This is a genomic window from Enterobacter sp. BIDMC93, assembly GCF_001037805.1.
Classification (GTDB): Bacteria; Pseudomonadota; Gammaproteobacteria; order Enterobacterales; family Enterobacteriaceae; genus Enterobacter; species Enterobacter hormaechei_C.
Genome location: NZ_KQ089962.1, coordinates 71,153 through 94,081 on the forward strand (window position 1 = coordinate 71,153; position 22,929 = coordinate 94,081).

22 protein-coding genes are annotated in these 22,929 nt (G+C 53.7%); 3 read left to right on the forward strand and 19 right to left on the reverse strand.

Annotation, left to right across the window (positions count from 1 at the left end; translation table 11 throughout):
* Positions 1–34 precede the first annotated feature (34 nt).
* From SK58_RS23030 to ssb1, 5 genes are all read right to left on the reverse strand, one after another.
* Positions 35–454, reverse strand: coding sequence for a hypothetical protein (locus SK58_RS23030; RefSeq protein ID WP_044702301.1), 420 nt, complete (start codon positions 452–454; stop codon positions 35–37).
* Positions 447–2,480, reverse strand: a complete 2,034-nt coding sequence (locus SK58_RS00320) for an integrase (RefSeq protein ID WP_044702299.1) — start codon at positions 2,478–2,480, stop codon at positions 447–449. The genes SK58_RS23030 and SK58_RS00320 overlap by 8 nt, the downstream gene beginning before the upstream one ends.
* Positions 2,473–4,032, reverse strand: coding sequence for a site-specific integrase (locus SK58_RS00325; protein WP_044702307.1), 1,560 nt, complete (start codon positions 4,030–4,032; stop codon positions 2,473–2,475). Before SK58_RS00325 ends, SK58_RS00320 begins: the two co-directional genes overlap by 8 nt.
* Positions 4,022–5,269 carry a tyrosine-type recombinase/integrase gene (locus SK58_RS00330; RefSeq protein WP_044702296.1) on the reverse strand — a complete coding sequence of 416 codons (1,248 nt, stop codon included), beginning with the start codon at positions 5,267–5,269 and terminating at the stop codon, positions 4,022–4,024. The genes SK58_RS00325 and SK58_RS00330 overlap by 11 nt, the downstream gene beginning before the upstream one ends.
* A gap of 159 nt (positions 5,270–5,428) precedes the next feature.
* Positions 5,429–5,959 (reverse strand): single-stranded DNA-binding protein SSB1, encoded by a 531-nt coding sequence (ssb1, locus tag SK58_RS00335; RefSeq protein ID WP_006177466.1) that lies wholly within the window; start codon positions 5,957–5,959, stop codon positions 5,429–5,431.
* A 251-nt stretch (positions 5,960–6,210) separates the two neighbouring features.
* Between ssb1 and uvrA the strand changes: the two genes are divergently transcribed.
* Positions 6,211–9,033 carry an excinuclease ABC subunit UvrA gene (uvrA, locus tag SK58_RS00340; RefSeq protein ID WP_015570187.1) on the forward strand — a complete coding sequence of 941 codons (2,823 nt, stop codon included), beginning with the start codon at positions 6,211–6,213 and terminating at the stop codon, positions 9,031–9,033.
* 3 nt (positions 9,034–9,036) lie between these two features.
* On the opposite strand, the gene SK58_RS00345 is transcribed toward uvrA, so the two are convergent.
* The 6 genes from SK58_RS00345 to dnaB form a co-directional block, all read right to left on the reverse strand.
* The gene (locus tag SK58_RS00345) at positions 9,037–9,390 is read right to left on the reverse strand and encodes an MmcQ/YjbR family DNA-binding protein (protein WP_032620552.1); all 354 of its coding nucleotides are present in this window, start codon (positions 9,388–9,390) and stop codon (positions 9,037–9,039) included.
* Between the two features lie 2 nt (positions 9,391–9,392).
* Positions 9,393–9,809: a secondary thiamine-phosphate synthase enzyme YjbQ gene (locus tag SK58_RS00350; protein WP_017382627.1), complete on the reverse strand. Its 417-nt coding sequence runs from the start codon at positions 9,807–9,809 to the stop codon at positions 9,393–9,395.
* Positions 9,810–9,921: 112 nt separating this feature from the next.
* The gene (gene aphA / locus SK58_RS00355; RefSeq protein WP_015570184.1) at positions 9,922–10,635 is read right to left on the reverse strand and encodes an acid phosphatase AphA; all 714 of its coding nucleotides are present in this window, start codon (positions 10,633–10,635) and stop codon (positions 9,922–9,924) included.
* 268 nt (positions 10,636–10,903) lie between these two features.
* Positions 10,904–12,097 carry an aromatic amino acid transaminase gene (tyrB, locus tag SK58_RS00360; RefSeq protein ID WP_017382625.1) on the reverse strand — a complete coding sequence of 398 codons (1,194 nt, stop codon included), beginning with the start codon at positions 12,095–12,097 and terminating at the stop codon, positions 10,904–10,906.
* A gap of 109 nt (positions 12,098–12,206) precedes the next feature.
* Positions 12,207–13,286: an alanine racemase gene (gene alr, locus SK58_RS00365; RefSeq protein WP_048219196.1), complete on the reverse strand. Its 1,080-nt coding sequence runs from the start codon at positions 13,284–13,286 to the stop codon at positions 12,207–12,209.
* A gap of 16 nt (positions 13,287–13,302) precedes the next feature.
* Positions 13,303–14,715, reverse strand: a complete 1,413-nt coding sequence (dnaB, locus tag SK58_RS00370) for a replicative DNA helicase (protein ID WP_003860298.1) — start codon at positions 14,713–14,715, stop codon at positions 13,303–13,305.
* A 60-nt stretch (positions 14,716–14,775) separates the two neighbouring features.
* Here dnaB and SK58_RS00375 point away from each other — a divergent pair, with 60 nt between their 5' ends.
* The gene (locus SK58_RS00375; RefSeq protein WP_003860300.1) at positions 14,776–15,759 is read left to right on the forward strand and encodes a quinone oxidoreductase; all 984 of its coding nucleotides are present in this window, start codon (positions 14,776–14,778) and stop codon (positions 15,757–15,759) included.
* Between the two features lie 184 nt (positions 15,760–15,943).
* Here the strand turns inward: SK58_RS00375 and pspG are convergent, their stop codons facing one another.
* The 4 genes from pspG to SK58_RS00395 form a co-directional block, all read right to left on the reverse strand.
* Entirely contained in the window at positions 15,944–16,186 is a 243-nt protein-coding gene (gene pspG, locus SK58_RS00380; protein ID WP_017382623.1) for an envelope stress response protein PspG, read from the reverse strand.
* Between the two features lie 136 nt (positions 16,187–16,322).
* The gene (gene dusA / locus SK58_RS00385) at positions 16,323–17,318 is read right to left on the reverse strand and encodes a tRNA dihydrouridine(20/20a) synthase DusA (protein ID WP_048219198.1); all 996 of its coding nucleotides are present in this window, start codon (positions 17,316–17,318) and stop codon (positions 16,323–16,325) included.
* Between the two features lie 82 nt (positions 17,319–17,400).
* Positions 17,401–18,687: a conjugal transfer protein TraF gene (gene traF, locus SK58_RS00390; protein ID WP_176601513.1), complete on the reverse strand. Its 1,287-nt coding sequence runs from the start codon at positions 18,685–18,687 to the stop codon at positions 17,401–17,403.
* Between the two features lie 192 nt (positions 18,688–18,879).
* The gene (locus tag SK58_RS00395) at positions 18,880–19,368 is read right to left on the reverse strand and encodes a cupin domain-containing protein (RefSeq protein ID WP_017382621.1); all 489 of its coding nucleotides are present in this window, start codon (positions 19,366–19,368) and stop codon (positions 18,880–18,882) included.
* 117 nt (positions 19,369–19,485) lie between these two features.
* Between SK58_RS00395 and zur the strand changes: the two genes are divergently transcribed.
* Entirely contained in the window at positions 19,486–19,998 is a 513-nt protein-coding gene (gene zur / locus SK58_RS00400) for a zinc uptake transcriptional repressor Zur (protein WP_006810484.1), read from the forward strand.
* Between the two features lie 47 nt (positions 19,999–20,045).
* Here zur and SK58_RS00405 read toward each other — a convergent pair whose 3' ends face one another.
* From SK58_RS00405 to SK58_RS00420, 4 genes are all read right to left on the reverse strand, one after another.
* Entirely contained in the window at positions 20,046–20,255 is a 210-nt protein-coding gene (locus tag SK58_RS00405; RefSeq protein ID WP_003860314.1) for a CsbD family protein, read from the reverse strand.
* 119 nt (positions 20,256–20,374) lie between these two features.
* The gene (dinF, locus tag SK58_RS00410; protein ID WP_032668818.1) at positions 20,375–21,712 is read right to left on the reverse strand and encodes an MATE family efflux transporter DinF; all 1,338 of its coding nucleotides are present in this window, start codon (positions 21,710–21,712) and stop codon (positions 20,375–20,377) included.
* A 63-nt stretch (positions 21,713–21,775) separates the two neighbouring features.
* Positions 21,776–22,384, reverse strand: a complete 609-nt coding sequence (lexA, locus tag SK58_RS00415) for a transcriptional repressor LexA (RefSeq protein ID WP_003860318.1) — start codon at positions 22,382–22,384, stop codon at positions 21,776–21,778.
* Between the two features lie 108 nt (positions 22,385–22,492).
* On the reverse strand, positions 22,493–22,861 hold the full coding sequence (locus tag SK58_RS00420; protein WP_017382619.1) for a diacylglycerol kinase: 369 nt from the start codon (positions 22,859–22,861) through the stop codon (positions 22,493–22,495).
* Positions 22,862–22,929 lie beyond the last annotated feature (68 nt).

Here is a 22,929-nt window from a genome sequence, read left to right on the forward strand (position 1 = left end):
CAGAGAAATGCACCCTCGATATCGTACTCAGCAACTATCTTCTTTCTCCATCAGAGCGCTCACGGTCAATTTTTGTCAGCTGCGTATTAAGTTGATGTTCTGTCATTCCATGTTTGTATGCATTGTATTGCCAGATCACAAACTGTTGTTTGTACCTCCGGTTCTCTTCCTTAAGCTCTTCGATTTCGCTTTCAAGATTCACAATCCTAGCGGCTGCAATGTTCAAACTAGCTGGACGCGGATTTTTGGGGCCACGGCCTTTAAGCGCCCCTTTCTTTGTTTGATAGGCAGTCACTATTGCCTCATGTGCATTAAGGGACTGTCTCGACGGCAACTTTCCGACCAATGGTTCTGCCGCCTCACAGATTGCTGACCAGGACAGTTTTGGTTCCTGCCATCCTCGAATTAGATTCACGATGGCGTTAATGTCTCTATTGTTCAGATGCTTAGCCAAGGCCACCTCCTAACAAAGTTGTCAAATCATCTAACATCACAGCTTCTTCACTTTCTTTGCCTTTTTGCTCGATGGCCTCAATAGACGTCTTTGCGACAACACGGCGAAGCTGGCTGAAATCATTGCCCCGGAGCTTAATCTGGGCACCATTTTCAATGCCTGGATTCTCTAAAATAGCGACTAGCTCACGAAGCCGGGTGACAGTTTTCTTGTGGTATTGATACCAGCGATCAGCCCCCATCTCGCAGCTTTCTACCGCTGCATCAGCAATACAAAGCATTTGTTCTAACGTCACCAAACGTTTCTTAATTCGATCCAATATTTCTGTATCCTCGCCTTTGATACAAACCTGCTCGGTACAATTGATGCAATCTCGGAACTTCTCGCAAGGACCGATGGTGTAATCATGTACGCAGTAGCCATACTCCGTCACATGGACTGCGGCATGCTCTAAGGTACTGAACTCCAGCATAGTCATAGGAAAGTGCTTCGCCACCTCGCCTGCCGGCCCAAATAGAGCTTTTGAGGAATCGAGGCGTTCAGCCATGCCAACCAGCTCATATTCAGTCATGTGGTTGTAAGTTCGATTTTGTTTCACATCTGCCCGCCCCGACCACTTGGCAATTTCCAGGTTTGACAGACCGCCGCGCTGGGCAATGGTATTGAGTAGATGTCGAGCCTGGTGGGAGGTCAGTTTTACCGGTTCTCCGTTTACAGCATGGTAACAATGGCGATCAAAGATACTGGTGTGTTTTCCTTTCAAAGCAAGACGAGGAGTTAGATCGCTGTTGAAGAAATTATTGGTTGGCTTATGCAATTCTACTGGTAGGCATCCTCTGTTACCGTGGAACTGATTTGCATTCAGCGCAAACAAGGCATTGCTGTACTTAATTCCCTTGTCTTTATCAAACCACGGGAAGTCATCAGGCAAACGCGCCAACGTATGCTCCCACAAGCTTTTTAGTGTATGAACACCATCTTTATGGGCCAACCCTCGATTATAAAGAGAAGAACGGCATTGTTTTTTGGATTCAGAGACAAGACCGAGAGCCATACATGACTGCTCTATCGTCAAAGGCTCATCATCGGCGACATCAGGGCAGTTAGCATGGCGGTAAAATCTATTCGGATGTGACTCAATCCACTTAGCTAGTTGCCGAGCATTCTCAGTTAACATTTTAATTCTGGCTACGGCTGTTTTAGCGACGCTGACCATTACTGTGGGTATCCATTTGATGTCTCCCTCATAGCCTTTACCGGCAAAGAAACGCCAACCATAGCGTTCTATACCATCGCGGTCCGTTTCGAACACCTCACAATCCGCAGGAAGTGCTAACACCTCAGAAATGCGTGAAGGAGCTGACATCAGCATGGCAAATACCGATGTTGTAAATATGTCTCTTCCGTCTATTGGATCATTGGCAAAAATTTCCGCAAGCGCATTGAGAGCGATATCACTCGGTAGTTTCTCTTCCCTATTTTTATTCGCCTCTCTACCTGTTTTGTTCTTGTCGTCTGCACGCTTAATGGGGTTGACCCAATTTTGCACAGCACATGATACAAGCTGGTTTTCGACGACAAACTTAGCCAGCCGCTCAATCTCTCGACCACAATGATATGCTGAGCCATCGGAGTAGTGCTGCCTTGCCAACTCGGCTGCTTCATCCAGTACTGAAATCGAAAGGCCATTAATATTTGCATTCCCATTGACTTGAAGTAAAGCCGCCTCGACTGTACGGAAAGCCTTACTTTCATTCTTTGCTCCCGTGGGATGATGCCCCTGCTGGTAACGGAAATAAGCTTTGGCAAAATCAATGAAAGCAGGGTCTTGTACCTCTCCCTGTATAGGTTTTCGCGTAGTCATGCCTAACTTGGCAAATACAATTATGTTTGGCCAAACAGGTGCCCCCCAATTTAAATCGGAGCCGAATACAGTCAATTGATCTCGGCACTTGGATATGAATACTCGAAGGTTTTCAGCTGCTGTCAGCGTAGCCTTTGGCTTAAACTGGAAAATCTCAGCCATTGGCGATTGCTCCCTGTGGACGAAGCTCTTCACGACGTTTTGCACAACGCATGATCACATCTGCCACCGCGATAATGCTGCGATCAAGTACGGCAGCAATCTGGATGTCGCCGGTTATCTCTTTCACCCGTTCACGTTCGTTGAGCAGCCCCTGATAGACATCGTCATGGGGGCCATCCAGCCAAGGCTGGAAATGCATGCAGGTGTAGCAAGGAATAGGAACATTGGCACCACAAAAGCCATACTCCCCACAATTACCAACACTATGGCCCATATCGGTCCTAATACGACTGGCAGGGTCGTTACCTCGATACGCGCCCCTCTCGGAATCGACAAGTACCCCGACAAAAGCCTGGGCGTATGGTGCCAATTGGAAACCAACCGCCTCATCAAGCCTTTTCACATGCTCGGGAATGTTTTTGATGTAAACTCCGGCGTTTTGGGTATCCGTATGGTCAAGCAGTTCCGCAATAACCAACTCGCCAAAGCCTTCCCTAGCTGCTCTTGTGCCCGTGGTATAGCGAAAACGACGAGCATTGATATGTAATAGCTCACCGGTGCGTTCCGACCGGATATCCGATTTTTCTATGATGTACTGAAGTGTGTTGGTTATCTTTGCTGCGGGAATGTGGAGTTTGTCAGTAGCAAGTAGCTGGCGGAATTCATAAAGAGATTGGACGACATCTAACACATCAAGATCTGGAAACAGAGGGATTTGCTGTCGGTCACCTTCCTGCAATTCAAACCTTAGATGATTCTCAATCAGTGAAATCGCATTCCTTGCCTGAGCGCTCAGAATTGCCCATAGTTCCAGTGATATCGCAAAAGGTTTGAAATTTTTACGAAAAGAGCTGTTGCACTGCTTGGCTCGCGGCACATTCAAAACATAGAATGGCTCACCTTTTTCATTTTCACCGCAAAGCACATCGACCGCATGAAGCATCGAGATCTGAATGGGCCGTCGTCCTGTATGACTGATGCTAAGTGCCATCGCCAACTCAGCTATGGTAATTAAGCTCTTTTCATAAGCCCGAACAGCCCCCTCGTTAAACGCTGTCAGCTCATTATCTGTCAGTGGCCCTTCATGAGGATCCTGACGCTTAACCGCATCCCCCTTACGATTACCCTTTAGCCTCCAGCCATACAGCAAACGGATCACATCTTTGCTGATACCGGGATAACCCAGCTGGTGCCAAGTTCGAAGAAAGCCACGTATAGTTGCCAGATACCATTCTGTTGCAGGCGTCAACATTGAACGATAATTAACCAATGTCGTATCAGTGATTGCTTCCGCTTCAGTCTCACGCAGCATGTGCTGAAACCGCATAGTAATGTTCATAGTATGAGAAGCGGAAAGACTAGAAGCATAAAATGCTAGTGTACGCAGGCAGCCATCAAGTACCTCGCCTGACAAGTGTTGGTGAATATCTGCAAGAGTAACAGTTGTATTTTTATCCAAAACCCACGATGGATCATACAACTGAAAGAAGTAGCCATTGGCCTTGGCACGGATTTGATCTGATGATGCTCCAGGTACAGCTCTATTCGTCATCATTCTTCATGTCCTCTGGTAAACGGGTACCGCTGCCTTCTTGCAATACCAGAGCGGCCTCAAAACCCTTTTGCCGAATGAAACGTTTGTTGTAAATAGCTGCGGTTCCTGAGCCATCCCTCCAGCCCATTAAATACGAACGAAGCTGTTCTTGGCGTTCCTCGCTGACTTTCTCATCCATTGCATCCATTCTTTCTGAAAACTTGCGATTCCAGGTATGACGGAGCGAATGCCCGGTCGCTGCATACAATTGCGGCGAGACAGTCCTGACCACGGAAAAAATTTTGTGATATCCCGCCTTCGAAATAGGATTACCCACAGTTGGTCCAGACTTGTATGTCACAAACAAGTAATCATTTTTCTTAGCATTTCGGATTTTACGCCGATCATGAATGATATAACTATGCAGTTCTAGAACTAAAGATTCAGACAACGGTAAGAGTCGTTCTCTGGTTTTGGCATTAGGCTCATTGGTTCTAGAGTCAGCCCGCTCATCTGCTCGCCTAACAATACGGATCCTGTTAGTACTAAAATCAACATCCTGTATTCTGATATTCAATAATTCACCACCCCGAATACCAAGATAAAACAGAAGCAAGATCATCAGCCGATTTCGGCGCTGCACTTCAATTGAAAAAGGATTTAATTTGGATCCAGGAAGGATAACTTCAAATAGTGAATCCAATTGAATATCACTCAGTGACCTATCTTGTAGCTCACTGCTTCTGCGCTGTTTAGAAGGCCTGCGCTTCTTTATCTGTTGCGCCATAGCGTCGATCTGTTGGACCACTTCCAGTTCTGCCGTCTTTAAAATATGCATCGCATACCAGTGTAAATAGTTGGCACACGTTGTCAGCCTAGAATGCTGTGTTCCGTTATCAACAATATCGGACTCCGGCTCATCAAGCCAAAGGGTAGAGGATGTATTTAATGACTTCTTTGCTTGCTTACGCTGAGCAAAATCTCGCAGGTCGTCCAGCTCATGTGGTTTTAAGAAATTTTTGGTCAAAAAACGCTGTTCAAGGTCAATTCCACGAATATCTAAAAAGCGGAGCAAAACAATTAGGTTGCTAGCCGCCGCTGACATCGTTGAAAAAGCATCCCCCCTATTGCGGAGTTGTGTTGTTAAATAAAGAGTAGGGTAATACACGGGAAGGCCAGAAGAGCGATTCATCACTATGCAGTAGCGCTCGCCACTGTCCATAACAAATGTTTTAAGCCCGTAGTGATTCTTCATGCACCTACACCTCATAAATTTTACACAATTGCAAGGTCCATAATATCCTAAGAGAGGGTCAATAAAAAATTGACGGTTTTGATATGTCGAATACAAAAAAGCCCCTGTATTAACAGAGGCTTGATAGAAAATTCATGACTAAATGTTCTTAGGTAAATCCTAGAACGGGATATCGTCGTCGAAATCCATTGGCGGTTCGTTAGACGGTGCCGGAGCAGACTGCTGCTGCGGACGGGACTGCGCGCCGCCGCTGAACTGGTTGCCGCCCTGAGGCTGCTGAGGCTGACCCCAACCACCCTGCTGCTGATTCTGACCGCCACCTGCCGGTGCGCCACCGCCCTGACGGCCACCCAGCATTTGCATGGTGCCGCCCACATTCACCACCACTTCCGTGGTGTACTTCTCAGCGCCGGATTGGTCGGTCCATTTGCGGGTACGCAGCTGGCCTTCGATATAGACCTGAGAACCTTTACGCAGATACTCACCGGCCACTTCGGCCAGTTTGCCAAACAGCACAACGCGGTGCCATTCGGTCTGCTCTTTCATTTCTCCGGTCGCTTTATCACGCCAGGATTCGGAAGTAGCCAGCGTAATGTTGGCAACTGCGCCACCACTCGGCATGTAGCGTACTTCCGGGTCCTGGCCCAGATTACCGACGAGAATCACCTTGTTTACGCCTCTGCTGGCCATGTTCGTGTCTCCTGAATACGTTTCTTAATAGTGTAAACGCGCGAGTGTACCATTTCCATGCTGCACTTTGATAGTTGCGTAGCACGTTCCAGAGTTCTCCCGCGAACTCGACATTGTTACACAGTGAATCAGAAAATGCATTCCAATACTGTATATTCAAACAGGTCATTTTGTGTCATAATTAGCCGTTTCTGACAGCCGTTTGTCCTTCAAACAAATCAGGCAATCCGTGTTCCAACCGGGAAAGGTGAATGGATAAGATCGAAGTTCGGGGCGCCCGCACCCATAATCTCAAAAATATTAACCTCATAATCCCTCGCGACAAACTCATCGTCGTGACCGGGCTTTCGGGGTCTGGCAAATCCTCACTGGCTTTCGACACTTTGTATGCCGAAGGACAGCGTCGTTACGTTGAATCGCTCTCGGCGTACGCGCGTCAGTTCCTGTCGCTGATGGAAAAACCGGATGTCGACCACATTGAAGGGTTGTCCCCTGCTATCTCCATTGAGCAGAAATCCACATCGCATAACCCGCGCTCCACGGTCGGTACCATTACCGAAATCCATGACTACCTGCGTCTGCTGTATGCGCGCGTGGGCGAGCCGCGCTGCCCGGACCACGACGTCCCGCTGGCGGCCCAGACCGTCAGCCAGATGGTGGATAACGTACTGTCGCAGCCGGAAGGCAAACGCCTGATGCTGCTGGCGCCGATCATTAAAGAGCGTAAGGGCGAGCACACCAAAACGCTGGAGAACCTGGCAAGCCAGGGCTATATCCGCGCCCGTATCGACGGCGAAGTGTGTGACCTGTCCGATCCGCCAAAGCTGGAGCTGCAAAAGAAACACACCATCGAAGTGGTGATTGACCGCTTTAAGGTACGTGAAGATCTGGCAACGCGTCTGGCGGAGTCCTTTGAAACGGCGCTGGAACTCTCTGGCGGCACGGCCGTGGTCTCCGATATGGACGACCCGAAAGCGGAAGAGCTGCTCTTCTCCGCCAACTTTGCCTGCCCGATTTGCGGCTACAGCATGCGCGAGCTGGAACCGCGCCTGTTCTCGTTCAACAACCCGGCGGGCGCGTGCCCGACCTGTGACGGCCTGGGCGTTCAGCAGTATTTCGACCCGGACCGTGTGATCCAAAACCCGGAACTGTCGCTGGCGGGTGGCGCTATTCGCGGCTGGGATAAGCGTAATTTTTACTACTTCCAGATGCTGAAATCGCTGGCTGAGCACTATAAGTTCGACGTTGAAGCCCCGTGGGCCAGCCTGAGCGCGAACGTACATAAAGTGATCCTGTTCGGTTCCGGCAAAGAGAATATTGAGTTCAAGTACATGAACGATCGCGGTGACACTTCCGTGCGTCGCCACCCGTTCGAAGGGGTGTTGCACAACATGGAGCGCCGCTACAAAGAGACCGAATCCAGCGCGGTGCGTGAGGAGCTGGCGAAGTTCATCAGCAACCGCTCCTGCGCCACCTGCGAGGGTACACGTCTGCGTCGCGAAGCGCGTCACGTGTTTGTCGAAAACACGGCACTGCCGACCATCTCAGACATGAGCATCGGCCACGCGATGGACTTCTTCAACAACCTGAAGCTCTCCGGTCAGCGCGCGAAAATCGCTGAAAAAGTGCTGAAAGAGATCGGCGATCGCCTCAAGTTCCTCGTGAACGTCGGTCTGAACTACCTGACGCTTTCCCGCTCGGCTGAAACGCTGTCCGGCGGTGAAGCCCAGCGTATCCGCCTGGCGAGCCAGATTGGCGCGGGCTTAGTCGGCGTGATGTACGTGCTGGATGAGCCGTCTATCGGCCTGCACCAGCGCGACAACGAACGCCTGCTCGGCACGCTGGTTCACCTGCGTAACCTCGGCAACACGGTAATCGTGGTCGAGCACGACGAAGATGCGATCCGCGCCGCGGACCACGTGATCGACATCGGCCCGGGCGCAGGCGTACACGGCGGCCAGGTGGTCGCGGAAGGGACGCTGAAAGACATCATGGCGGTGCCTGAATCGCTGACCGGCCAGTACATGAGCGGCAAGCGCAAAATTGAAGTGCCGAAACAGCGCGTGGCGGCGAACCCGGAAAAAGTGCTGAAGCTGACCGGCGCGCGCGGCAACAACCTGAAGGACGTGACCCTGACACTGCCTGTCGGGCTGTTTACCTGCATCACCGGCGTGTCCGGTTCCGGTAAATCGACGCTGATCAACGATACGCTGTTCCCGATTGCGCAGACGGCGCTGAACGGCGCGACGCTGGCCGAGCCTGCGCCGTACCGCGACATTCAGGGGCTGGAGCATTTCGACAAGGTTATCGACATCGATCAGAGCCCGATTGGCCGTACGCCGCGTTCCAACCCGGCGACCTATACCGGCGTCTTTACGCCCGTACGTGAACTCTTTGCCGGCGTGCCGGAAGCGCGTTCACGCGGCTATACGCCAGGCCGTTTCAGCTTTAACGTGCGCGGCGGCCGCTGTGAAGCGTGCCAGGGCGACGGCGTAATCAAGGTTGAGATGCACTTCCTGCCGGATATCTACGTGCCGTGCGACCAGTGCAAAGGTAAGCGTTATAACCGTGAAACGCTGGAGATTAAGTACAAAGGCAAGACCATCCACGAAGTGCTGGATATGACCATCGAAGAGGCGCGCGAGTTCTTTGACGCCGTCCCTGCGCTGGCGCGTAAGCTGCAAACCCTGATGGATGTGGGTCTGACCTATATTCGTCTGGGGCAGTCAGCGACAACGCTGTCCGGCGGTGAAGCGCAGCGCGTGAAGCTGGCGCGTGAGCTGTCCAAACGCGGTACCGGTCAGACGCTGTATATTCTGGATGAGCCGACCACCGGCCTGCACTTTGCGGATATCCAGCAGCTGCTGGACGTGCTGCACCAGCTGCGCGATCAGGGCAACACCATCGTGGTGATTGAGCACAACCTGGACGTGATTAAAACCGCTGACTGGATTGTCGATCTCGGCCCGGAAGGCGGCAGCGGCGGCGGTGAAATCCTCGTCTCCGGTACGCCAGAGACCGTTGCAGAGTGCGAAGCCTCGCACACCGCGCGCTTCCTCAAACCGTTGCTGTAATCGTCACACGGAGAGCTGCTGTCGGATCGTTTCCGGCAGCAGTTCAACCGCCTGTATATACGACGCATCCACCAGGTAGTAAATTTGCGAATCTGGCAGCGAGCCGTCGAGAAACACCGTACTCCAGTGCGCTTTATTCAGATGCTTACTTGGCCTGACATCATCGTGCTGCTGGCGCAGTAAGTCGGCCAGTTCCGGACTGGTTTTCAGTGATGCCGCAGGCCGCGCATCCACCTCTTTCACCATCGCGAACAGCACATCACCCACTTTGATCTGCGTGGCTTTCCAGTCGCTGTGAACGCTTTGTTCCGCACCCGGCTTGCTCATGCAGTACTGAAGTATCTCCGAAATTGTCATCTTTATTCCCCTTGTAGCGTTGCGATAATTTTACGCGAACCACCGTGAATGCGATGTTCTCCCAGCCAGATCCCCTGCCACGTTCCCAGCTGTAGCCGTCCGTTGTGGACCGGCAGCATCAGCGAGACGCCCAGCAAAGAGGATTTGATGTGCGAAGGCATATCGTCCGCCCCCTCGTAATCATGCTCATACGGGGCGTTATCCGGGACGCTCTTCAGAAAATGGTGCTCCATGTCGGACCGGACGGTGGGATCGCAATTTTCATTGAGCGTGAGAGAGGCGGACGTGTGCTGAAGCAGCAGATGCAGTAAACCCGTTTTGACGCGCGACAGGTCGCGGATTTGCCCGATGACTTCGTCCGTCACAAGGTGAAATCCGCGTGGTTTAGCGCTTAAGGTCAGGGTCTGTTGGTACCACATGTGCTGCTCCATTATGAAAGGTGAATCTTTCTAAGTGTGCAGCAAGAAAGCGAAAGGTAAAACCCGCGCAGCGAGATTTGCTTAAAAAAGCATTCACCCCGCCGTTAATGCGTCAGTATTCAGAGTTAACGATCACCTCTTCACCAAATTTTCCGGCCATCGGCAGCGGTCGGTAGGTGGAGTTCGAGGCGCGTAACACCCTGATGCCTCTGGCTCCCACGTCTTGCGCCGCGGTGATGTCGTTATCTGAATCCCCGTAGAACACTTTGATATTTTTCTTTTCCAGCCACTGGGTTTTGGTGTTTTGCCCTTCGTGGTCCCCGGCAAAAATGACCGGGTTCATGCTGGCCGCCGGGATCAGGAAATCATCCTGTAGCGTTTTCGAGACGGTTTCGGTTTTGGTCTGGCTACGTCCGGTCACGAAGTAAATGCTGTCGCCGCGCTTTACGTGCATGGCGATCAGCGCGCGGGCAACCTCTTTCGGGATACTGAACTCATCCCAGCCGTTGTTCATCTTTTCCCAGAATTCCGGGTTTTTCAGATAGGCTTCGCTGTCCGGGGAGTACGTTTTTTTGCCGCGCCAGAAACCGGGGCTGGAGAAGAGAACGGTATCGTCAATATCGAAGCCCACGGCTATCGGCGGGCGACCCGTCAGGCTATTTTCGATTTGTGCCACTGAAACCCAGTGAATGGGGGCCTGTTCGGCAAGAATGGCGGCGGTAGTGCCGGTGTAAAGCGGCGTGGGTGCAGAAGCCCGTGCAACAACGGCGCTATTAAGCGAGAACAATAAGCAGGCGGCGCTGAGCGCCAGTGTGATCTTGCGCATATTTTCCCCTGAATATTCAGTTTGTTATCTTTTTATTTTGAGCGGATGGTCAAAAAACTATCCGACCATAACCCCAGCGGTAGGGGAAGGAAAGGAGTTTTTACTTATGGGGCTGAATAAAAAGAAGACGATCACAAAGCGCAGAAGAAACGTGTAGGTCCGGTAAGCGAAGCGCCACCGGGCAATGACTGGCACCGACGCGAACAAAAAAGCCGGGTGGCGGCTACGCCTTACCCGGCCTACATACAGTATGCAAGTAAGTGAATGCTTACATTACGGATGCAAACGCCTGCGCCACGCGCTGGACATTGCTGGCATTCAGACCCGCCACGCACATACGGCCGCTGGCGATCAGGTAGACACCGAACTCTTCGCGCAGGCGATCGACCTGCGCTGCGCTCAGTCCGGTGTAGCTGAACATCCCGCGTTGCTTGAGAAGATAATCAAAGTTATGCCCAGGCACGGCCTCTTTCAGGACGTTAACCAGCTCCTGACGCATCGACAGGATGCGCTTACGCATCGCTTCCACTTCCGCAAGCCAGGACGCTTTCAGCGTTTCGTCACCGAGAACTGTCGCCACCACCTGCGCACCAAAGTTCGGCGGGCTGGAGTAGATCCGGCGGACCGTCGCTTTCAGCTGACCGAGTACGCGTCCCGCGGCTTCGGCGTCTTCACACACCACGGACAGGCCGCCAACGCGCTCGCCGTACAGGGAGAAGATTTTTGAGAACGAGTTGCTGACCAGAGCGGGAAGCCCCGCGCTGGCAATCGCGCGAATGGCATAGGCGTCTTCCTCCATGCCCGCGCCAAAGCCCTGATAGGCGATGTCGAGGAACGGGATCAGGTTACGCGCCTTCAGTATCTCGATCACCGCATCCCACTGGGCATTGGTGAGGTCCGCACCGGTCGGATTATGGCAGCACGGATGCAGCAATACGATACTGCGCTCCGGCAGGGTGTTCAGTTTTTCCAGCAGCGCATCAACGCGCACGCCGTTGGTTTCGCTGTCGAACCACGGATAGGTCGCCACCTTAAAGCCCGCGCCCTCGAAGATCGCAACGTGGTTTTCCCACGTCGGGTCGCTGACCCACACGCCGGAATCCGGGAAGTACTTTTTCAGGAAATCTGCGCCTACCTTCAGCGCACCCGAGCCACCCAGCGTCTGGATAGTCGCCACGCGCTTTTGCGCGAGCACCGCGTGGTCCGCACCAAACAGCAGCGGCGCGATAGTGTTGCGGTAGGTGTTTAATCCTTCCATCGGCAGATAAAGCGAAGCACCGTGCGGGGTTGCGTTCAGACGCGCTTCAGCTTCGGCAACGGCTTTCAACTGAGGAATGATGCCGTCTTCGTTGTAGTAAAGACCAATGCTGAGGTTCACTTTGTCGCTGCGAGGATCTTCTTTGAAACGCTCCATCAAGGAGAGGATAGGGTCGCCGGCGTAGGCGTCTACTTTCTGAAACACGCGATGTTCTCCGGATTATTATGAGGCAGGGAATTCAACAATAAACCGGAAGCGGAAGAAGATCGAGGGGATGTTAACAGAAGCGGGATGCATCGCATCCCGCTCATGCTTAGTCGACGTATTTCATCGCGACCCTTGAGGTAAGGCGCGTGATAAGTTCGTAAGCACTCACTTTTGTTATTTCAGCAATACGTTCTACCGGCAGGCCTTCGCCCCACATTACCGCATCGTCCCCCGCTTTATCCTGCGCGTCGGGCCCCAGATCAACACAAATCATGTCCATCGCCACGCGGCCGACAATCTTTACTTCGCGACCGTTGACCAGCACCGGCGTGCCCGTTGGTGCGGCGCGGGGATAGCCGTCACCGTAGCCCATCGCCACCACGCCAAGACGCGTATCGCGCTCGCTGATCCAGGTGCCGCCGTAACCTACCGGCTCTCCCGCTTTGTGCTCACGCACGGCAATCAGCTTTGAAACCAGCGACATCACCGGCTTAAAGCCAAAGTCCGGCCCCCAGGGTTTGTTCTCCAGCGGCGACACGCCATAAAGAATGATGCCCGGACGCGCCCAGTCGAAGTGCGACTGCGGCCATAGCAGGATCCCGCCGGATGCCGCGATCGAGCGCATCCCCGGTTTGCCTTCGCAGAAGGTGTTGAAGATATCAAGCTGCTGTTCCGTTGCGCCGCATTCAGGCTCATCGGCGCGGGCAAAGTGGCTGACGATGTTCACCGGCTGACGCACATTTTTGCACTGACTCAGACGCTGATAAAACGCCTCCGCGCTTTCCGGCCGCACGCCCAGACGGTGCATGCCCGTGTCGAGCTTCATCCAGACGGTGACCGGCTCGCTCAGTTCAGCCGTTTCCAGCGCGGCCAGCTGTTCTTCGTTATGCACCGCCGTGTGCAGGTGCTGATCGGCAATGGTCGGCAGGTCCGAGGCTTCAAAAAAGCCTTCGAGGAGCAGAATCGGTTGCGTAATTCCACCTGCGCGCAGGCGGAGAGCTTCTTCGAGACGGGCGACGCCAAAAGCGTCGGCATCGGGGAGCGTTCGCGCGGTCTCAAGAAGACCGTGTCCGTAAGCGTTCGCTTTCACGACTGCAACGAGCTTACTGGCGGGCGCCAGTTCTCGCAGACGTTGCAGGTTGTGTCGCAGAGCGCGGCGGTTAATAACAACAGTTGCCGCTTGCATTTGAATTCCTTAGAAATTACTCATCATCATATTGAGGACCGGCATAGTTGTCGAAACGCGACCACTGGCCGTTAAAGGTCAGACGTACCGTACCGATGGGGCCGTTACGTTGCTTACCAATAATAATTTCGGCGATCCCTTTCAGATCGCTGTTCTCGTGATAAACCTCATCACGGTAGATGAACATGATTAAGTCGGCATCCTGCTCGATGGAGCCGGATTCACGCAGGTCGGAGTTGACCGGGCGCTTGTCTGCACGTTGTTCCAGAGAGCGGTTAAGCTGCGATAGCGCCACCACCGGCACGTGCAGCTCTTTGGCTAACGCCTTGAGCGAGCGGGAAATCTCGGCAATCTCCAGCGTACGGTTGTCGGAAAGCGACGGAACGCGCATCAGCTGAAGGTAGTCGATCATGATGAGGCCGATACCACCGTGTTCACGGGCGATACGGCGCGCGCGGGAGCGCACTTCCGTCGGCGTCAGGCCGGAGGAGTCATCGATATAGATGTTCCGTTTTTCCAGCAAAATCCCCATGGTGCCCGAGATGCGCGCCCAGTCCTCATCGTCCAGCTGGCCGGTACGGATGCGGGTCTGATCCACGCGCGACAGGGACGCCAGAGAACGCATCATGATCTGTTCAGAGGGCATCTCAAGACTGAAGATAAGCACCGGCTTATCCTGCAACATCGCCGCGTTTTCGACGAGGTTCATCGCAAATGTCGTTTTACCCATCGACGGACGCGCCGCGACGATAATCAAATCCGATGGCTGAAGACCTGCCGTTTTCTTGTTGAGATCGTCATAACCGGTGTTCACCCCCGTCACGCCATCGTGCGGCTGCTGGAAAAGCTGCTCAATACGCGCAACCGTGGCGTCGAGCACATCGGCGATATTTTTCGGGCCTTCGTCTTTGTTCGCACGGCTTTCGGCGATTTTAAAGACGCGGGATTCCGCCAGGTCGAGCAGATCTTCGCTGGTGCGCCCCTGGGGATCGAAACCAGCCTCGGCGATCTCATTCGCCACCGAGATCATCTCGCGGACAACGGCGCGTTCACGAACGATATCAGCGTAAGCGCTGATGTTCGCGGCACTTGGCGTGTTTTTTGACAGTTCTGCCAGATAGGCAAATCCGCCGACGCTGTCGAGCTGTCCCAGACGCTCCAGCGATTCTGCGAGCGTAATCAGGTCGATAGGGCTGCCCGACTCCTGCAAACGCGCCATTTCCGTAAAGATATGGCGGTGCGGGCGGGTATAGAAGTCTTCCGCGACAACACGCTCGGCGACGTCGTCCCAGCGTTCGTTATCCAGCATTAAACCGCCCAACACCGACTGTTCCGCTTCAATCGAGTGCGGCGGGACTTTTAACCCGGCGACCTGATAATCACGCTCACGAGGTTCAGTCTGTTTGTTGAAGGGTTTGTTTCCTGCCATAGTGAATGGAGTTACCGAGATAAAGAGTGGGTCGAAAGATTACCACATTCTGGAGGAAGCATGGCAACACGTATTGAATTTCACAAGCATGGTGGCCCTGACGTACTCAAAGCGGTGGAATTTACCCCCGCTGCGCCTGGCGAGAACGAAATCCAGGTGGAAAACAAAGCGATCGGCATTAACTACATCGATACCTATATTCGCGGCGGCCTCTATCCGCCTCCGTCGATGCCGAGCGGACTGGGCACCGAGGCGGCCGGTATCGTCAGCAAAGTGGGCAGCGCGGTTAAGCACATTAAGGAAGGCGATCGCGTGGTGTACGCGCAGTCGGCGCTGGGCGCTTACAGCTCCATCCATAACGTTCCGGCCGAGAAAGCGGCGCTGCTGCCAAATGCGATCGGCTTCGAGCAGGCTGCCGCCTCATTCCTGAAAGGGCTGACGGTCTATTATCTGCTGCGCAAAACCTACGAAATTAAGCCTGACGAGCAATTCCTGTTTCACGCAGCCGCAGGTGGCGTGGGGCTGATTGCCTGCCAGTGGGCGAAAGCCCTGGGCGCGAAGCTGATCGGCACCACAGGCAGCGCGCAAAAAGCGCAGCGCGCGCTGGACGCGGGCGCATGGCAGGTGATCAACTACCGGGAAGAGAGCATCGTTGAGCGGCTGAAAGAGATCACTGGCGGCAAAAAGGTCCGCGTAGTGTATGACTCGGTGGGGAAAGACACCTGGGAATCTTCGCTGGACTGCCTGCAACGTCGCGGGCTGATGGTGAGCTTCGGTAACGCCTCCGGGGCAGTCACCGGCGTCAACCTGGGCATTCTGAATCAGAAAGGGTCGCTATACGTCACTCGCCCTTCCCTGCAAGGTTACATTACCAACCGGGAAGAACTTGAGGAAGCCAGCAACGAGCTGTTCTCGCTGATCGCCAGTGGGGTAATTAAAGTGGATGTGGCAGAGGCGCAGAAATATCCGCTGACCGATGCGCAGCGCGCGCATGAGGTGCTGGAGAGCCGGGCAACGCAGGGATCAAGTCTGTTAATTCCCTGAGCCATAAAAAGAAATTGGGCTTCCCGTAGGAAGCCCTTTCTTTTTTTAGTTCGGCTGTATGTAGGGTACAGCTCGATGAATTCTTTAGCGGCAGCCATAGTGACAGATTCGATAAGTAAATCCTATTCTGTTCTAAGGATTGCTGCCGGAAAAGTTGCAGGTATGTGACGTACACCTCAATACCTTAGTAACGGAAGCGGTTATTACGCTGATAAGTGGGCAGTTTTGGTGATTTAATCGCCCGTATCGCCCATACCACCGCAATCGCCAGAAGTAACCACGGCAAGAGTTTAATCGTCAGGGCAAATAAACCGCCGACAAACATCACCACCGTGGCCACGACGAGCGCGGCCAGGATACCGAGCAGCGATACGCCCGTGACCATCAGCATGATAAAGAAGCCAATCACAAAAAGTAGTTCCAGCATGGTGCTCTCCCACGAGTTCCCGAATGATGCTGCGATCGTTACAAGAAACATGCCAAAAATAAGTCGTTGTTCTGAAAGCAAAACGCCCCGCAATGTCTTGCAGGGCGTGGCGTATTTGACCATCTTTTAGCGAAATTTAACGTTTATCCGCAACCAGACGCAGCGCGTGTTCCAGGACCTCAATATCCGCACCGGCCTTATGCGCGTTCTCGCTGAGATAACGACGCCACTGGCGCGCGCCAGGAATGCCCTGGAACAGGCCAAGCATATGGCGGGTAATGTGGCCCAGATACGTACCATGACTCAGCTCGCGCTCAATGTACGGATACATGGCGCGCACTACTGCCACGGGATCGGTGTCAGCACCGTCAACGCCAAAGATTTCCCGGTCAACCGTCGCCAGAATGCCCGGGTTCTGATACGCCTCGCGTCCGACCATCACGCCATCCATATGTTCGAGATGCGCTTTGGCCTCGTCCAGCGACGTAATACCGCCGTTGATCGACATGGTCAGGTGCGGGAAGTCGCGTTTTAGCTGGTACACGCGCGGGTAGTCCAGCGGCGGGATCTCGCGGTTTTCTTTCGGGCTGAGGCCAGAGAGCCAGGCTTTACGGGCGTGGATGATAAACATCTCGCATTCACCCCTCCCTGATACGGTGTTGATGAAATCACACAGGAACTCGTAGCTGTCCTGGTCGTCTATGCCGATACGGGTTTTGACCGTGACCGGGATAGAGACGACGTCGCGCATCGCTTTGATACAGTCCGCCACCAGATGTGCATTACCCATCAGACACGCGCCGAACATACCGTTTTGCACACGGTCGGACGGGCAACCGACGTTGAGGTTAATCTCGTCATAGCCGCGTTCTTCAGCCAGCTTCGCGCACTGCGCCAGCGCAGCCGGATCGCTGCCACCCAGTTGCAGCGCAACCGGATGCTCCTCTTCGCTGTACGCCAGATAATCGCCCTTGCCGTGAATAATTGCGCCGGTAGTGACCATTTCGGTGTACAGCAGCGTATGGCGGGAGAGCTGGCGCAGGAAATAGCGGCAGTGTCTGTCCGTCCAGTCGAGCATTGGCGCAATGGAGAAACGGTGTGCAGGGAAAGCGGTCTGGAATTCTGACGACATGGCGAAGTTTTAAGCATCTGGTGGAAAAGGGGCGCTACTATAGCACAAAGAAAAGCCGGAGGCGCAGCGCCTCCGGTGTACTTTAGAACGTCATGCTCAACTGTGCCCCTGCGCCCCAGGTCTCGTCTTCGCCATAAAGCCCCATCAGGTCAACGTGGACGGAGTTGAACGGCGCGAAACCGACACCGCCGGTAAAGACGTTGCTGTCGTTCCCTTTCATATCCGCACGATAACCGGCGCGTACTGCCAGCCAGCTCAGTGGCGTGACTTCGGCACCAACGCCAACGTACTGGGAGGTGTCTTCGCTTTTAAAGCCCTTGGTTTCGGTCAGATCGCCGTCTGCGGTCAGCGTGACCAGATCGTTGTGCCAGGCGGCCCCGGCAGTGACCAGCGGACGGATCTGATAAGTGTCTTTATAACTCACCACCTCTCCCGTACGCCCGTTGCGGATGCGGATATCTTTGGTATCGATATCGCGCGACATCAGGTTTTGCCCGCTCACGCCGACCGTCCAGTTTTCACCGAAATCAGCAGCAATACCGGCATCGACGTTGAAGCCAGTGTCGTCGGTACGGTAGCGGCTGTCGTTCCACTTATTACTGTCGTAATCGTAGATTGAAGTGGTGTAGTTATAGAGCCAGGTTTTTTGCAGCTTCGGCGTGACGCCAACGGAAACCGGAACGCCGCCAAGATCGAACTGACGGGCCACCGCAATACCGTAGTCGGATACAATCGCCGCCCGACCAGACGCCGTAGAGTTAAGGTTTTTGGTGATCTGATCGGTGCCGTTTAGCGCGGCATCCAGCGCCACACCGGCAGCCACCGCATCGCTTCGTTGTATACCGCGCAGATAATCAATGTCCTGCTGATCGATTGAAGAGCTGACCCGGCCATGGGCATAGCCTTTTGCCATAAAGGCCACGGAAAGAACATCGTTAGGGATACTGACGGCAATCCCCGCCCCTGCGGTGGCGTGTGCGGTCTTGCCTTTCAGGTAGTCCAGTTCATCAGCGAGATCTTTCGCTGCGCCCTGGAACTGATTGATCGAACCTAATGGATTGGTGATAACTTCAATGGGGGTCAGACTATCAACCACATCCTTGTAATGATTGATTTTGTCATTAATGGTATCAATCTCGTCCTGAAGATTGTCTTCATCGGTCACCTGTACGCCAACGGACGGCAAAATAACCGTCACATCATCCTCGGGCTTAGATTTTGCCAGTAACGCGGGGTTGATTAACGCCCCGCTGCCATAGCTCCCTGCCGCGACACCCGTTCCGCCCATTGCGTCGCTACGCGCTTCCGTCCAGGTATTGGCTGCTCCCGCCTGATTTGCCATAAAAAAGGAGACAGCGATGCTAACCATCGAAAATTTAAAATGTTTTTTCACAGTGTGCTCGTAAATAGTTTGTTATTAGTTAACCCTGTCTGTTATCACCCAAACAGGAACGAACTATTGCTGTGAATAAGTGCAAAAAGACCCGCTATTTCCTTAAGTTAAATTCCATCCAGGCCTGTTGTAATATGTGACGACCATCAATATTTATAGAAGAGGAAATTATTTTCGCCCAGGTTTTCCATCGTGCGGCCCAAAAAACTGAGGCGGATGGTCGACCCAGCGGTCTTCGCGCGTCGCGGCATACACCGGATTGAGCGGATAGTAGATGCGGTTATGTTTTTTATTGGCCTCACCCACCACCAGTAAGCGCACCTCTTCATCGGTATTGTTGATAAAGGTATGACACACGCCCGTCCCGGCTGGAAATCCCACGCTGTCTCCGGGTTCGAGCTTCCATAAATAGCCATTGATCCAGGCCTCAGGGTAACCCTCCAGAACGTAAACAAACTCCTCTTCGTCGCTTTCCGCATGCGGATAAGACGTACGGCGTCCGGGTGGCAGCCGTTCATGGTGAATACCAATGCGGCCGAGACCCAGCCTGCGGGCCAGCGGCGCGCCAACAGAAAAACGTTCGTTGCTGTCAGGATACGTTGCGTCATCAGCGCCTTCCACGTCCCGCCAGTGCCGAATACAGTCAGGTCTTTTCATTTTGCGATCTCCTGATTTACGATGCGTCAGGTATAGCACAGCCTGGCGGATCTCGGTGTTTTTAGCAGAACATGGTAAAGTGAGTGTTTTCACCCCTTACCATATCCGAGGTGCCCGATGGACAAGTCCACAAAAGAGCTGTTAGCGCAAGCTGAAAAGCTGTGCGCGCAACGCAATGTGCGCCTGACCCCGCAGCGCCTTGAGGTACTGCGTCTGATGAGCCTGCAACAGGGCGCCATCAGCGCCTACGATCTACTCGATCTGCTGCGTGAAAGCGAGCCGCAGGCAAAACCGCCGACCGTTTATCGGGCGCTGGATTTTCTGCTGGAGCAAGGGTTTGTGCATAAAGTGGAATCAACAAACAGCTATGTGCTGTGCCATCTTTTTGACCAGCCAACTCACACGTCCGCCATGTTTATCTGCGATCGCTGTGGTGTGGTGAAGGAAGAGTGTGCGGAAGGTGTGGAAGATATTATGCATACGCTGGCAGCCAGAATGGGCTTTGCGCTGCGCCATAATGTGATTGAAGCCCACGGCTTATGTTCTGCCTGCGTGGAGGTGGAGTCATGCCGCCATCAGGATGCCTGTCAGCACGATCACTCTATCCTGGTGAAGAAAAAGCCGCGTTAAAGCCAAAGAAAAAGGCGGCTCAGGGCCGCCCTTGGGGATAGTGCCGGTTACCAGCGGTAGTCGTTACGGGTTTCCCAGTCTTTGACTTCGTTTTCCGCCTGATCTTTTTCGTAACCGTAGCGCTCCTGGATTTTACCTACCAGCTGATCGCGCTTACCTTCAATGACGGTCATATCGTCATCTGTCAGCTTACCCCACTGTTCTTTCGCTTTACCTTTGAATTGCTTCCAGTTGCCGCCGATTTCGTCTTTATTCATAATCGTGTCCTCGTGTTAAGCGTCTATGAGTATCGTCCGCTTCGTTCTTTTCTGCTGGACGTGATTATTATTGTAGTTAAGGATTCGGCAGTTGTTTTTATATTCGGAATCTTTAACCGTTACGATATATCGTGCGGGGCTGGAAACCAGGTATTATTTCGCCAGTGACGATGCCAGATAACGGCCAGCGAAAGGCCACGCAGTGAGAGAAACACCGCCAGCGCCAGCCACAGACCATGATTGCCGAGATACGGCAGGGTTAGCAGCGTCAGGCCGAACCCCGCCGCCGCGACGGCCATGCTGTTGCGCATCTCCGCCCCTCGCGTCGCACCAATAAACATGCCGTCCAGCAAATAGCACCACACGCCCACCACCGGTAATACTACCTGCCAGAGGATGTAGCGATCGGCCAGCTCACGTAGCGCGGGCAACGAGGTGAGTAACGCGACAATATGCCCACCAAAACAGGCGTATACCAGAGCAAAGACCAGCGCCACCAGGCCCGCCTGACGACAGGCAGCACGCCAGACTTCGCGTAACTGGCCGCTTTCACGCGCGCCATAGGCCTGCCCTGAATGCGCCTCCACGGCGTAAGCAAAACCATCCAGCGCGTAAGCGGTAAAGGTCAGTAATGTCATAAGCACTGCGTTGACGGCAACGATCTCAGGCCCAAGACGCGCACCAAAAACGGTTAATGCACCAAAGCAGAGTTGCAGCAGAAGCGAACGGAGCATGATGTCGCGATTAAGCGCCAGCAGCTTACGAATGTTGCCGCGCCAGGCCGATTTCAGCAGAACCAGGGTGATACCGCGCATCGCCAGCACGCGCCAGACCATCCCCAAACCGATCAGCAGCGTACCGTACTCGGCAATCGCCGTGGCCAGCGCCGCGCCCCGGACGTTCATGTGCAGCCCCATCACCAGCCAGAGATCGAGCACAATGTTAAGCAGGTTGCCCACCACCAGTAGGATCACCGGCGCGCGGGCGTACTGCACGCCCAGCAGCCAGCCCAGCAGGACCAGGTTTGCCAGTGAAGCGGGCGCGCTGAGCCAGCGAATTTCGAGGAACCGCCGGGCCTGTTCCAGTACGGCATCGCTGCCACCTACAATATGGAGCGCAAGATCAATCAGCGGCGTACGCAACAGAACGATTAACGCGCCGGCACCGAATGCCAGAATGAGCGGCTGAACCAGCGCACGCGCCAGACGCAGGGGATCTTTTGCACCATACGCCTGGGCCGTCAGGCCTGTCGTACTCATGCGCAGAAAAAGCAGCAGCATAAAGAGGAAGCTGGTCGCCGTTGCGCCGATCGCGACGCCGCCAAGATAAATCGGCGAATCGAGATGCCCGATAACCGCCGTATCCACCAGCCCCAGCAGAGGAACGGTAATATTGGAAAAAATCATCGGTAGCGCAAGACGCCACAACGCCTTATCGGCAGAAGTTAGCAATGCCATGGAAATTACCGGAATCAGAAAACAGGCCAGGCTGTAGAGGAACTACAGCCTGTCAGGAAGAGATTACAGCCATTCACCGTTGCGGATAACGCCGACCGCCAGTCCTTCAATAGAGAAGCTCTGCTCGCGGAGATCCACCACAATCGGGGAGAATTCATTGTTTTCAGGCAGAAGCTGCACGGTATTGCCTTGTTTTTTCAGGCGCTTAACCGTCACTTCATCATCAATGCGCGCCACCACGACTTGCCCGTTACGCACATCCTGCGTTTTGTGTACCGCCAGCAGATCGCCATCCAGAATACCGATATCTTTCATGGACATTCCGCTAACGCGCAGCAGGAAATCGGCGCTCGGCTTGAACATGCCTGGGTCAACCTGATAGTGCCCTTCGATGTGCTGCTGCGCCAGCAGAGGTTCACCTGCGGCAACGCGGCCCACCAGTGGAATACCGCTCTCTTCTTCCACAAGCAGACGAATGCCGCGTGAGGCCCCGGAAACAATCTCAATCACGCCCTTACGCGCCAGCGCTTTAAGGTGCTCTTCGGCAGCATTAGGAGAACGGAAGCCCAGACGCTGCGCAATTTCTGCACGCGTGGGTGGCATACCCGTCTGGCCGATATGATCCCGAATGAGATCAAACACCTCTTGCTGCCTGGTCGTTAACGCTTTCATACCGCCCCCTGGGTGTATATACAGTTATGCTGTGAGTATATACAGTCAAAGGCGATTTTGGAACCAAAAACTGCACAAAAAACCAGGGACTTAATTATTCCTCGAGGCTCATCGGAAATGCGACCAAAGCAGCGTGACCCAGGTGATCGCCGCAGTGATAATCGCCAGCAGTACGGCAGCGGAACCCATGTCTTTCGCCCGGCCAGACAGTTCATGGAATTCCGACCCGATTCGGTCAACAACGGCCTCAATAGCGCTATTCAGAATTTCCACTATCATCACCAGAAGGACAGATCCGATGAGCAGTACGCGGGTGATAGCATCAACATCAAGGAAGCAGGCGATGACAACGGCAACGATTGCGGCAACCGCTTCCTGGCGGAAAGCGGCTTCATTAACCCATGCCGCGCGGAAACCTTTCCATGAATAACCGGCAGCTTTAATGATTCGAGTTAACCCAGTGGTATTATTGGCCATTAAAAGAACCTTTTATGATAAATAGCGTCTGTAACTAAAGCCGCAGCGCGTTTTGCTGCAACCTGAAG